Annotated in this window: 13 protein-coding genes; 3 read left to right on the forward strand and 10 right to left on the reverse strand. The window is 26.9% G+C overall.

Annotation, left to right across the window (positions count from 1 at the left end; translation table 11 throughout):
- Positions 1 to 2: 2 nt before the first annotated feature.
- From HMPREF9309_RS02210 to dnaA, 5 genes are read right to left on the reverse strand one after another with little or no spacing between them, the layout of a single operon-like run.
- A complete protein-coding gene (locus tag HMPREF9309_RS02210) occupies positions 3 to 1,400 on the reverse strand; it encodes an EAL domain-containing protein (RefSeq protein ID WP_016646297.1) in 1,398 nt (465 codons plus the stop codon).
- Positions 1,400 to 3,709, reverse strand: a complete 2,310-nt coding sequence (gyrB, locus tag HMPREF9309_RS02215) for a DNA topoisomerase (ATP-hydrolyzing) subunit B (protein ID WP_016646298.1) — start codon at positions 3,707 to 3,709, stop codon at positions 1,400 to 1,402. The genes HMPREF9309_RS02210 and gyrB overlap by 1 nt, the downstream gene beginning before the upstream one ends.
- Before the next feature lie 18 nt (positions 3,710 to 3,727).
- Positions 3,728 to 4,798 (reverse strand): DNA polymerase III subunit beta, encoded by a 1,071-nt coding sequence (gene dnaN, locus HMPREF9309_RS02220; RefSeq protein ID WP_016646299.1) that lies wholly within the window; start codon positions 4,796 to 4,798, stop codon positions 3,728 to 3,730.
- Positions 4,799 to 4,810: 12 nt separating this feature from the next.
- A complete protein-coding gene (locus HMPREF9309_RS09200) occupies positions 4,811 to 4,933 on the reverse strand; it encodes a hypothetical protein (protein ID WP_269208083.1) in 123 nt (40 codons plus the stop codon).
- A complete protein-coding gene (gene dnaA / locus HMPREF9309_RS02225) occupies positions 4,926 to 6,257 on the reverse strand; it encodes a chromosomal replication initiator protein DnaA (protein ID WP_016646300.1) in 1,332 nt (443 codons plus the stop codon). The genes HMPREF9309_RS09200 and dnaA overlap by 8 nt, the downstream gene beginning before the upstream one ends.
- A gap of 128 nt (positions 6,258 to 6,385) precedes the next feature.
- Here dnaA and ruvC point away from each other — a divergent pair, with 128 nt between their 5' ends.
- From ruvC to pyrE, 3 genes are read left to right on the forward strand one after another with little or no spacing between them, the layout of a single operon-like run.
- Complete coding sequence (ruvC, locus tag HMPREF9309_RS02230) at positions 6,386 to 6,871, forward strand: crossover junction endodeoxyribonuclease RuvC (RefSeq protein WP_016646301.1); 486 nt, start codon at positions 6,386 to 6,388, stop codon at positions 6,869 to 6,871.
- A gap of 23 nt (positions 6,872 to 6,894) precedes the next feature.
- The gene (gene pyrF / locus HMPREF9309_RS02235; RefSeq protein ID WP_016646302.1) at positions 6,895 to 7,599 is read left to right on the forward strand and encodes an orotidine-5'-phosphate decarboxylase; all 705 of its coding nucleotides are present in this window, start codon (positions 6,895 to 6,897) and stop codon (positions 7,597 to 7,599) included.
- 1 nt (position 7,600) lies between these two features.
- The gene (gene pyrE / locus HMPREF9309_RS02240; RefSeq protein ID WP_016646303.1) at positions 7,601 to 8,200 is read left to right on the forward strand and encodes an orotate phosphoribosyltransferase; all 600 of its coding nucleotides are present in this window, start codon (positions 7,601 to 7,603) and stop codon (positions 8,198 to 8,200) included.
- 44 nt (positions 8,201 to 8,244) lie between these two features.
- Here the strand turns inward: pyrE and HMPREF9309_RS02245 are convergent, their stop codons facing one another.
- From HMPREF9309_RS02245 to HMPREF9309_RS09020, 5 genes are all read right to left on the reverse strand, one after another.
- On the reverse strand, positions 8,245 to 8,826 hold the full coding sequence (locus HMPREF9309_RS02245) for a YceI family protein (RefSeq protein WP_016646304.1): 582 nt from the start codon (positions 8,824 to 8,826) through the stop codon (positions 8,245 to 8,247).
- 81 nt (positions 8,827 to 8,907) lie between these two features.
- Complete coding sequence (locus tag HMPREF9309_RS02250) at positions 8,908 to 9,369, reverse strand: tetratricopeptide repeat protein (RefSeq protein ID WP_016646305.1); 462 nt, start codon at positions 9,367 to 9,369, stop codon at positions 8,908 to 8,910.
- A complete protein-coding gene (gene thyX / locus HMPREF9309_RS02255) occupies positions 9,366 to 9,989 on the reverse strand; it encodes an FAD-dependent thymidylate synthase (protein ID WP_016646306.1) in 624 nt (207 codons plus the stop codon). The genes HMPREF9309_RS02250 and thyX overlap by 4 nt, the downstream gene beginning before the upstream one ends.
- 11 nt (positions 9,990 to 10,000) lie before the next feature.
- Positions 10,001 to 11,326, reverse strand: a complete 1,326-nt coding sequence (locus HMPREF9309_RS02260) for a Na+/H+ antiporter family protein (RefSeq protein ID WP_016646307.1) — start codon at positions 11,324 to 11,326, stop codon at positions 10,001 to 10,003.
- A 168-nt stretch (positions 11,327 to 11,494) separates the two neighbouring features.
- On the reverse strand, positions 11,495 to 12,756 hold a 1,262-nt coding region (locus HMPREF9309_RS09020; RefSeq protein WP_016646308.1), incomplete at its 5' end, for an autotransporter outer membrane beta-barrel domain-containing protein.

Here is a 12,756-nt window from a genome sequence, read left to right on the forward strand (position 1 = left end):
TATTAACTTACAACTTTTGGTTTATCTATACAAAATCCTTGTATATAATCAATCTTTGTCTCTTTTAATTTTTCATAAAAAGAGTTTTTATCTACAAATCTTATTATAGTTTTGAGATTAAATTTAGAAGCATTTTCATTTATCATATCAAAAATATTTCTCATTCTCTCTTCATTAAATCTCTTATTTACTTCTAAATCATAAATTAAATAACCAAAATTTAAATATTTAAAATACTCAAAACTTGCATTATTTCCTAAAAATTGATTCATAGCTATTTCAAAGCCATACTCTCTAAATTGTTCAATAATTTCGCTAAATCTAAGCATTTCGTTATAACTATCTTTTTCATAAATTTCAAAAATTATTTTACTTGGATCTATTATTTTATTTGTAATAAGTCTGTGAATTTCGTTTTTAAAGTCGGCATTTCTTAAACTAACTGGTGAAATTTCAATCATAACTTTACTATTAAATTTTTTAAAATTAAAATTATTTGCTATAAATTCAATAACTTTTAAATCATATTTTATTTCATAGTTATTTCTTGTAGCTATTTCCATAACTTTAAGCTTTGTTACATTTCCTACATCTTTTAAAACTAAATTAATGCTTAAATTTATGATATCTTTATCATTTTTCATAGATTTTATAGTTTGAGCTTTTAACTCAAATTTAGAATTATCTATAGCATGACATACAAACTCATCAAGTGCATCAAGTTTTATAACTTCAATTTCTTCTTCATTTTGAGAATATAAAATTTTTGAAAACAAATAATTTATAACATTTTCCCAAGCTTTATCATAATTTGTTTCAACGGTTGCAAATTTGATTTTTACTTCTATATTGTTTATGCCTTGATTTGATAATTTTCTCTCAAAAGTTTTTAAATAATAATTTAATTGTGGAGTTTTACAATCAATTACAAATAAAAAATTTCCACCACTATGTCTTCCAATAGGAATATCTTTAAAACCATTTTTTTTAAAAAAATCAGCAAGTTCAAGCACAAATTCTTTAAGAAGTTTATCTCCATTTTTATAACCATATCTAAAATTTATATCTTGGATATTATTTATATTTACTAAAGCTATATTTTTTTGACTATCTTTTCTTAACTCTTTTGAGATTAATTTTAAAATTTCTTTTCGGTTAAAAACATTTGAAACTTGGTCTAAAGTCGTATTTTGAAAAGCAAAATAAATAAAATAAACTACATAATAAACATAACAAACTATTAAAATTACAAATAAAATAGTATCTTTCCAATCATAATTATTTTCTGAAAACATCAAAAAAATTAGAATGATTAGAACTAAAACAAGTGGAAATGCTATCTTTAAAGATAGCACAAACCTTTTTGATCTCTCTTTTTCTTCACTAAATAATCTTGTCATTAAATATCCAAATTCTTAACATCTTTTGCGTGATTTTGAATATATTCTCTTCTTGGTTCAACTTCATCACCCATAAAAAGATTAAATGTATCACTAGCACTTTGTGCATCTTCTATTTTAATTTGGAGTAAATTTCTATTTTCAGGGCTCATTGTTGTTTCCCAAAGTTGTTCTGGGTTCATCTCACCTAAACCTTTATATCTTTGTATATAAGCACCTTTTTTAGCATTTATTTCTATTTCATCAAGTACTTCAATAAAATCTCTTCCAAAATCAAATTCTCTTTGACTAATTTGTCTATAAACATAAATAGCTTCTTCAAAAATATAATTTTCAAACAAATTATCATCTATAACTATTTCTTCCAAACCACTTTCAGTTTGAACATAAATTTGAACACTTTTTTCATTAACATAAGCATTTAAAATATTATAGCCTTTTGATTCAAGATATTTTTTTAAGATTTCATAAATTTTGTCGTTTTCATAACCAGCTAAATCTTCATTTTCAATCATATATCTAATAGCGGTTATAACGCTATATCTTTTTTGAAGTTCATTTAATAAACTCCTATATCTAGCAACAAGTTTTAAATAACTAATTAAATCTTTATTTCCAATTCCTTCAAAATTTACACCCTCAATTCCTGTTTCTATCAAAAACTCATTTAAGGCTTTTTCATCCTTTAAATAAATTTCTTTTTTACCTTTTTTATATCTAAAAAGTGGTGGTTGAGCTAAATAGATATATCCACCTTCAACTAAAGGTTTTAAAAATCTAAAGAAAAATGTCAAAAGCAGAGTTTGGATATGACTTCCATCAACATCAGCATCAGTCATAACAATAATTTTATGATACCTTAGTTTTTCTATATCAAATTCTTCGCCTATTCCGCAACCAAAAGCAGTTATCATATTTTTAATTTCTTCTGAACTTAAAATTCTTTCAATTCTAGCTTTTTCAACATTTAAAATTTTACCACGAAGAGGCAAAATAGCTTGAAAAACTCTATCTCTTCCTTGTTTTGCAGATCCACCAGCACTATCTCCCTCAACTAAGTAAATTTCACTTATTTCAGGATCTTTACTTTGACAATCTGCTAATTTTCCAGGTAGTGTTCCAACACTAAAATTATCTTTTTTTCTAGTTAAATCTCTAGCTCTTTTTGCAGCTTCTCTTCCTCTTGCAGCCATTAAAGCTTTTGCCATTATTGCTTTTGCTTCGTTTGGATTTTCTTCAAAATATTTGGCTAAATTTTCAAAAACCATTTTTTGAACAAGCGGTCTTACATAACTTGATCCAAGTTTTCCTTTTGTTTGACCCTCAAACTGTGGCTCAGGAACTTTAACACTAATTATAGCTATTAAACCCTCTCTTACATCTTCACCTAAAATTTTCATATCTTTTTCTCTTGCAGATGCATTTTCAGTTATATAGGTCGTAATAGCTCTTGTTAAACCTCCTCTAAAACCAGCTTCATGAGTTCCACCTTCTGGAGTTTTTATATTATTTACAAATGAAAATAATTTTTCTTCATAACTTGTATTATATAAAAGTGCAAAATCAATCTCTAAATCCTCTACACTTTCACTAAAAAATACACTTTTTGCAACAACATCTTTTTTATTTAAATCATTTACAAATTGATCAAGCCCACCCTCAAAATGAAATTTCTCTTTTGATCCATCTCTTTGATCTTTTAAATTTATAACAATTTTTGGATTTAAATAAGCAAGTTCTTTAAATCTTGTCATTAAAATCTTTTTTTCAAAATTTGTTGTTTCAAAAATAGTTTCATCAGGCCAAAACTCAATTGTTGTTCCAGTTCTATTTGTTGTTTTTATAATTTCTAAATTTGTAGTTGGAATACCTTTTGCAAACTCTTGCCTATAAACATTTCCATCTTTTTTAATTGTTAAAATAAGTTTTTTTGATAGTGCATTTACAACACTTATTCCAACGCCATGAAGACCACCACTTACTTTATAACTATCTTTATCAAATTTACCACCTGCGTGTAAAACTGTTAAAACAACAGTTGCTGCTGGGATTTTTTCAGTTGGATGAATATCAACAGGAATTCCTCTACCATTATCACTTATGATAACTGAACCTTCATTTGTTATTTCAACTTCTATATCATCACAAAAACCAGCCATTGCTTCATCAATTGAGTTATCAACAACTTCATAAATTAAGTGATGAAGACCACCAATATTTGTATCTCCTATATACATTCCAGGTCTTTTTCTAACTGCTTCAAGACCTTTTAAAACTTTTATATTACCTGCATCGTAATGTTCAAACATCTATTATTTTTCCTTTTTTTATATAATTGTAGGCATTATAACACTTATAAACTCATTTGAGCTTAATACAAATGCCGATCCTGTTGATTTATAATCTAGTTTAAATTCTGTTTCTTCAATGTTATTTAAAAAATCAAAAATAAATTTATTTGTAACTCTTAAAATAATATCTTCACTTAAATTATTTTCAAAGTCAATTTCTGTTTTTGCTTCGGAGTTATTTTCACTAATACTTTCAAATAAAATTGAATTAGGTTTTATTGTGATTTGCATTTTATCACAAATTATTCCTATTGTTTTCATACCTTCTAAAAATTTATCTCTTGGAAGCATGATACTTTGTGAAAAATCAGTTGGAATGACTTTTTCATAATTAGGAAATTTTTTATTAATTAATTTTGTAAAAAACTCAAAATTTTCATTTTTAGCTATTAAAATATTTTCATCATAATAAATTTTAACATCTTCAAAGAAAAGTTTTTGAATTTCATTAATAGCTTTTTTAGGTATTATTATTTGATTGTTTTCTAAATTTTGATTTAAGTTTATTTTATACAAACCAAGTCTTTTAGTATCTGTTCCTACTAAATTTATATAGTTTTCTTTTATATCTATTAAAGCTCCATTTAGTGAATATTGAGGATTATTTACATCAATTGTTGGAAAAATCTTTTTTAAACTTCTTGCAAAATTTAATGAGTTTATATTAAAACTTTTTTTATTATCAATATCTTCAAAGCTTGGGAAATTTTCAGGATTACTTAAAGGAAGTTTAAATTTTGATCTATTTTGTCTTATAAATAAAAAATTATTCATAATTTCAAGTATGATTTCTCCATCTTTTAAGCCTTTTAAAATATTTAATAAAAGATTTCCATTTACACATGAAATTCCATCAACTTGGATATTTACTTCTTTTATATTAATACAAAGTCCTATTTCAAAATCAGTTGCTTTTAAATTTAAAATATTTTCTTTTGCAGTAATTAAGATATTTGAAGTAACTGCAGAAGCATCTTTTTTTTCAGTAAAAGCTACAAGATTTATTAATGCATTGTTAAGTAAGTTTTTTTGAATTACTATTTTCATATTTTTTCCTTTTTATTTTTTGAATTTAGTAGCAGCCGTAGTAGGATTACAACTTATGTGAATATCTACTTTAAAGTTTGATTTTATCGTATTTTTATTTAAAAATAAAATTTGATTTTTTTCACATTCATTCACTATTTTTTCCTTTTAAAATTTTATTTTCAAGTTCTTCAACGCGAATTTTTAAAAACTCATCACTTTCTATAAGTTCATTTATTTTTTTTATATTATGACTAACTGCGCTGTGATCTTTTAATCCAAAAAATCCGGCAATTGCAGGCATTGAGTTTAGTGTTAATTTTTTAGATAAAAATATTCCTATTCTTCTTGCTTCAACAATATTTTTTTTCCTGCTTTTACTTTTTATATCGCTTGGTTTTATATTTAGCTCTTTTGATAGAGTTTTTATAACATCTTCTAAATTTATATTTTCTTTATTTTCTCTTATTTGATCTTGTAAAACATTTTTAGTAAAATCAAGTGTTATTTCAGTTCTCATTAAAGTAGAAAAGGCATTTAGTTTATTAATTGCACTTTCAATTTCACGGATGTTATCACCCATATTTGTTGCGATATATTCTATTATTTTGTTATCTAAGATTATTTTGTTATCTTGGCTTTTTTTTCTAATAATTTCTATTTTAGTTTCAAGTTCAGGTGGTGCAACATCAGCAATAATTCCACTTATAAATCTACTTATTAATCTTTCTTCAAAACCTTTTAAAAATTTTGGTGGTTTATCGCTTATCATAACGATTTGCCCACCAGCTTGTTTAAGCTCATTAAAAGTATTAAAAAATTCTTCTTGAATTTTATCAGTATTTCCTAAAAACTGAATATCATCTACTAATAAAACATCAGGTTTTCTATATTTTTGTCTAAATTTATCCATAGAGGAATTTCTTATATGAAAAGTAAAATCATTTTTAAATTGTTCGCTTGTTATACAAATAACAACTTTACCATTTTCAATACAATAATTTCCAATTGATTGTAAAAGATGTGTTTTTCCAAGCCCACTTGGTCCATAAATAAATAACGGATTATAATCAGCTCCTGGATTTTGAGCTACAAATTTTGAACAAGTATAAGCAAAACGGTTTGATTCACCAACTATAAAATTATCAAATTTATATGATTCTATTAAAATTGTACTTGATAATTTTTTTTCATTTTTTACACTATTTTTTATATTTTTTTCTTTTTGGACATTATCTTTTTTGGAAGTTATTAAAATTTTTGGTTTTATTCCTGTTTTTTCTAAGATAATTTCTTCTATTTTTGAGGCATATTTTGTTTGGATAAATTTGGCAATAAACTCGTTTGTAGTGTTAAAAACAACAAAGTCAGGTTTTGAATTTTTTTCATTAATAGTTAAATTTTTTATGTATTTATTAAACTCATTTGGTAAAATATATTTTTGGAGTTCGTTAAAAACTTCATTTTGTAAAAAAAACAAATTTATCCTTTTTAAATTTTATAAGTAATATTTTACCAAATTTTAATAAAAAAAGGGTTAAATTTGATATAAAAAATACAATTTTCACTATGTGAATAGCGTGTGAACAAGTGTTGAAAAGGATGTGATTGAAAATTTTAGGAATTGATCCAGGAACTAGAAATTGTGGATATGCAATAGTGGAAAAAAATGGCGTGAATGTAAATTTAATAGAAGCTGGATTAATTAAGATAAAACCATCAACTTTAAATTATCAAATAACTGAACTTTGCGAAGGGCTTGATTTAGTTTTTAAAAATCATGAAATTAATGAAGTTGCAATGGAAGATATTTTCTTTGCTTATAATCCAAAAACTGTTTTAAAACTTGCTCAATTTCGCGGAGCGATAAGCCTTAGAATTTTACAACTTCATGGAGAATTTTACGAATATACACCTTTGCAAGTAAAAAAAAGTGTTACTGGAAAGGCAAAAGCAGCAAAAGAACAAGTTGCTTTTATGGTTAAAAAAATACTTGGAATTAAAAAAGAGATAAAGCCACTTGATATAACTGATGCTATTGCTGTTGCTTTAACTCATGCAAATAATATAAAATTTAAAAATAAATTGTATTAATTTTTAAAAAAAACGGAGAAAAAATGAGTGAATTAATTGTGGCTTTGGATATGCAAAATTTAGATGATGTTAAAAACATAGTAAAAGAATTTGATAAAAAAGTTGATTTTTATAAAGTTGGAATGGAACTTTTTTATAGTGAAGGAAAAAGAGCAATTGAGTATTTAAAAAATGAAAATAAAAAAGTTTTTTTAGATTTAAAACTTCATGATATCCCAAATACTGTCTCAAAAGGGCTTATTTCTTTAGCTAATTTAAATGTAGATATTTTAAATGTTCACGCAAGTGGTGGATTTAGTATGATGAAATTTGCAAATGAGAGTTTAAAAGAGTTTTGTTATAAAAAAAATTTAATTACTCCAAAATTAATTGCAGTAACAATTTTAACGAGTATTGGTGATGAAGATTATGAAAAAATTGGATATAAATATGATGTAAAAAATCAAGTATTAAATTTAGCAAAACTGACTAAAAAAGCTGGGCTTGATGGTGTTGTAGCCTCTGTTTTGGAGGCGAATTTAATAAAACAAAATTTAGGAGAAAATTTTTTAATAATAACTCCTGGCATTCGTCCAAATTTTGCAAATATAAATGATCAAAACCGCATAGCTTCGCCAAGTGAAGCTATTAAAAATGGATCAACACATTTGGTTATTGGAAGAGCATTAACTTTGGCAAATGATAGATTAAAAGCTTTAGAAGAAATTTTAAAAGAAATGGAGATTTAAGATGGGAAATTTAGATAAAAATTTAATGAGTGAATCTGAAATAAAAGATATTTTTATAAAAACAGGTGCAATTTTACACGGGCATTTTTTACTTACTTCTGGACTTCATAGTGATACTTATATAGAAAAATTTAGTGTTTTAAAACATCCTAAATTTACAGAAATTTTATGTAAAGAAATGGCAAAAAGATATATAAATGATAATGTTGAGTTGGTTATTGGTCCAATGACAGGTGGAATTTTACTAGCTCATGAAGTTGGAAAAGCTTTAAATACTGAGGCTATTTTTTGTGAAAGAGAAAATGGCAAAATGACCTTAAAAAGGGGTTTTGAAATTCAAAAAAACCAAAGAGTTTTAATAGTTGAAGATATTGTAACAACTGGTGGATCTATAAAAGAAGTCGTTGAGGTGGTTAAGAGCTTTGGTGGTAATATCATAGGTATTGTGATGCTTGTAAATAGAAGTGGAAAAGAACTTATTTTTGATGGTGTAAAATCAAAAGCACTTTTAAATTTAAATGTTTCAACTTATAAAGCAGATGAATGTGAACTTTGTAAAAAAAATACTCCTTTGACAAAAAGAGGAAGAACTGGAAAATAAATATAAACTCTAAAAGAGCCATAAATTTGGCTCTTTTATTTAATTTACTTACAACTTGCTGGAAGGCTGAAATTTAGATCTATTTGGCTCCAAGATTTACCGTGGTGATAGGCTTTTTCAGCTATTCTTTTTAGTTGTTCCCACGCTGCGTTTGTGTTAAAGTCTAGTATTTCAAGTTTTCCTGTTGCTTTTAGAGTTTCATCATCAACTTCATAAGAAAATGGAATTTCTTTTGCAACGCCGTTTATTGTAAATTCTATTTTAATCTCACTATCACTTACTTCTATAACTTTTGCAGTTATCTTTGTTGGGTCGTTTTCAAATTTTTTAAAAAAATGATTAATTGTATTATTGTTTCTTACTTTTGCCATCGCTGCTGGCCAAACTTTACCCATGTTATTCATATCAGCGCTTGTATTTATAGTAAGAGTGTCGATTTCAAGTGTTGCATCATTTAGTTTTTCATCTGGAAAATTTGCCTTAAAACTATCAAATGTGTTTTTTGTGACGACATACTCTTTTTTTGGTGAGCCATAAAAAGTAAAATCAAACTTAAAGTTATCGCTGCAAGTTCCTGCAAAAAGTGAGTTTGAAGCCATGATTGAAGCTAAAAATAATTTTTTCATTTTTATCCTTTTTGAAAATAATATCCGTTATTATAATTAAAAAAAGATAATTTTACTCTTAATTTTAAAAATTTTAAATTTTTATCTTAAATTTAACATATTACAAGCACCATGATCGCCTAATTTACAAGCTTTTAAATAAAGCTCAGTAGCTTTTGAGGTGTTTTTATCTACTCCATGCCCATCATCATAAAGTTTTGCTAAATTTAAACAACTATATGAACTATTATTATCACAAGCTTTTTTAAAAATATCAAAAGCTTCATCATAACTTTCATAAATTGTTAAAACAAAAGCTTTTAATTCACACCCTACTCCAAACTCAATTTTACAAGCTTTATCAAAATAAGTATAAGCTTGAATTAACTCGCCTTGTTTGTAGTGTGTCATTCCTATTTCAGAACATGACCAAGAATCACCTTTAGTACAGTTTTGATCAAATTTCAGATATTTTTGCTCTTGTGGTGAAAGTGAATTTTCATCTAAAATTTCATTTGCAAAAGATATGAAAAAACTTACTAGTAAAAATATGAAAACTCTCATTTTTCATCCTTATAAACAGACTCTTTGAATATAAATTTATGTTCATCTGGAAGAGAATTATAAATTTCATAAGCTAGGTTTCTTATCTCCCACAGAGCTGATTTTGAAGTTCTAAGATGTAAAAAATTTTGAAGGCTTCTTGCATTTATACTCCAAGTAAGCTCAGTTTTATAACATTCTGGAAGTGCGTATTTAGCGATGTCTAGAGTGTTTATTTTATTTAAAATTTGACGGATATTTTCAAGAGCTTGAATGCTATAATTATCAACCATCTCATTTTTAGTTAAAACTATATAGCGAGACGCATTTTTAAAATCCCCTATTTTAAACTCATTTTCTTTTTTAAGTTCTTTTAGGGTGTATCTAGTGGATTTAACACTCAAACTTGCCATTCTATGACGTGCTAATTCTTGTAAAAGTGCTCTTGAGATTCCTTTTATATAAAAATTATAATGTAGATGTTCAAGCGTTGAGGCATGTTTAAATTTATTCCCAACTCTGTTGATTAGCTCTTTGTCTATCTCGCCTCCATTATCCCCTTTATCAAAGCTTTGCCAACAAGTTCTTATGGCATTTGAGCAGACCCAAAGTGGAGTGAAATTTAGTAGTTTTACTTCCATTTTTTTCCTTTTTATAAAATTACAGCAAATAGTATGCCAAATAAAATCAAAGGAATGTTAAAAAATATAAAAGTCGGAATACAAGTATCATAAATGTGATTGTGTTGTCCGTCGAAATTTAAACCACTTGTTGGTCCAAGTGTGCTATCGCTTGCAGGACTTCCAGCATCCCCTACTGCAGCTGCAATGCCTATTAGAATAATTATAGCTGATGTGCTAAATCCAAGCTCAAGTGCGAGTGGATAGTAAATCGCTGTAATTATTGGAATAGTTCCAAAACTACTTCCAATGCCTATTGTAATAAATAGTCCAATAACTAGCATTAAAGCTGCTCCGCCAAGCTTTCCACCAGCTAAAGAGGCAGCTGCATTAACAAGATCAGGAATACCACCTGTTTCTCTTAAAATTGCGCCATAACCTGCAGCTACAAGCATAACAAAGGCGATAAATCCCATTATATGGATACCTTTATCAAAAGTTTTGTCCATATCTTTATATTTTATCCCACCAAAAACTATCATGGTAATAATTCCAAGAAGTGCACCAAGAGGAAGAGAGCCAAAGCAAATTTGAATAATAAAGGCTACAACTATTCCAGCTAATGCGCCCCACTCTTTTAAGCCCATTTTTATCTCATCTAGATTTTTAGGCGTATTGTTTTCAATATCTTTGTATTCTCTTGGTTTTTTGAAAGTAATTACAGCTAAAACAAGCCCTACGATCATCGGAATTGCCGCCATCCACATAACACTTGCAATTTGTGAAATTTCAACATTTAAGCCGTTATTTGCCATCTCTTTTTGTAAAATTGTAAAAAACAAAAGTCCAAATCCAACTGGAAGTGAAATATATGGAGCTTGAAGACCAAAAGTTAAAGCACAAGCTACGGCGCGTCTGTCAATTTTCATCTTATTCATCACACTTAAAAGTGGTGGTATTAAAATCGGAATAAAAGCGATATGAACAGGAATTAAATTTTGTGAAAAACAGGCGATAAAAGCAATTACAAATATAAAATAAAACTTACTTTTTGTTATAAATTTTGAAATTTTATTGATTAAAATCGTAGTTAAATTTGTAAAAGAGATAGCTGCAGCTAAAACTCCAAGTAAAACGTATGATAGTGCGGTTTGGAGATTGCCTTTCATACCATCCATAAAGACATCTAAGGTGTAATTCATACTTTTCATAAAAGTGTATGCCTCTCCACTTGGCATAATATGAGCCATAAGTCCTGCAACCATCGCTGAAATAAGGATAGAAAGCATAACATTGCATCTTAATATACATAAAATAAACATTAAAATAATGCTAGAAAATACGGGATTGCTAAGCATAATTTTCCTTTAAAGTTAAATAAAAGCTCATTATATGATAAATGGATTTAAATTTTAATAAAATTGTAATGTTTAGAAAATTTTTGATGTTTTAATTGAGATTTTAGAATTTTAAGAGATTTGGAAAAATTATCCAAATCTCTAATTAATTAAATTTAATAACGGATATTAAAATCTGTATGTAAAGCCGATTTGTCCGTTATAAATTTTATCATCTTTATTAAGATAGATACCACCACCTATGTTTATAAATAAATTTCTAGATATTTCTGTTTGGATACCAAAGTCAAATACAAAACTTGTTCTTTTCTTTGCTTCTTCATTTAGCATAAAGTAGTAATTGCTTGATCCAAAATATGATCTCATACCATTATTTCTTTGATAAATATCTCTTGCGATATAAGGTCTTGCATAAAGAGTGATATTTTTATTGTTATAAAGCATTTCTAAACCTAAATTTGCCTGTAAATTTTTAAATTTAGATTTATCAAATGTTTGTGTTAAATTTCCAACATCTTTATGATTTGTTGAAGCTGTAAAACTATCTTGTGTATAGTCAAAATAATCAAGCCCTATAAATGGTTTAATGCTAAAATTATCATTTACATTAAATTTATACCCATAAGCTGTGCCTATTGTTAAGTAACTAGAATCAAATTTAGCTTTATAGTTTAAATTTGTAGCTAATAGTTTTAGATTATAATCAGCTTTATTATTTCCTAAACCATAACCTATAGATAAATCAAACTCATTATTATCAAGATATTGTCTAGCATAAGCACCTACTTCATAAAGATCTGATTTTAAACTTACATCGTTGTTGCTATCTGCTTTAGCATATGAGAAGTATCCACCAACAAGAGTTGAATCAAACATTTTGTTAAAGCTTACAACTCCACCTGCAAGACTGTGGCTGTGGCCAGATTCATTATTTTTTGCCCCAATAGCTGAAATATTAAATGAATTTTTGTAAATTTCTCTATCTATTAAATCAATTAAATATCTTAAATCATCAGAATTTGAAGCAAGCTTTGTTCCATCTAAGTACTTCATAGCATTAGCTGTTACCATAGGGCTATTTTTAGTTGGATTAAGCATCATATCTTTATTTATCGCTCTTTTTGTTTCGATATTAAATGTTTTTGTCGGTTTATACACATTAGGTTTATTCTTTTTAACTTCTCTGACTAAATTAGTTAAAACTTTTATGCTTTCATCTCTTATAACTACATCATCATTTTCCAAAGCTAAGCTTATAGTTGTAACTATAGCTGTATTTACATTTCCCTCATTAGATAACAATAGTGAGTTTAATATGTCTTTAGCATCATCTAACTCTTTAGGAAGTTTTACTTTTGGTTTAGCTGGTTCAGTTCCTGGTTCAGTTCCTGGTTCAGTTCCTGGTTCAGTTCCTGGTTCAGTTCCTGGTT

It is taken from the genome of Campylobacter ureolyticus ACS-301-V-Sch3b (assembly GCF_000413435.1).
In the GTDB taxonomy this organism is placed as follows: Bacteria; Campylobacterota; Campylobacteria; order Campylobacterales; family Campylobacteraceae; genus Campylobacter_B; species Campylobacter_B ureolyticus_A.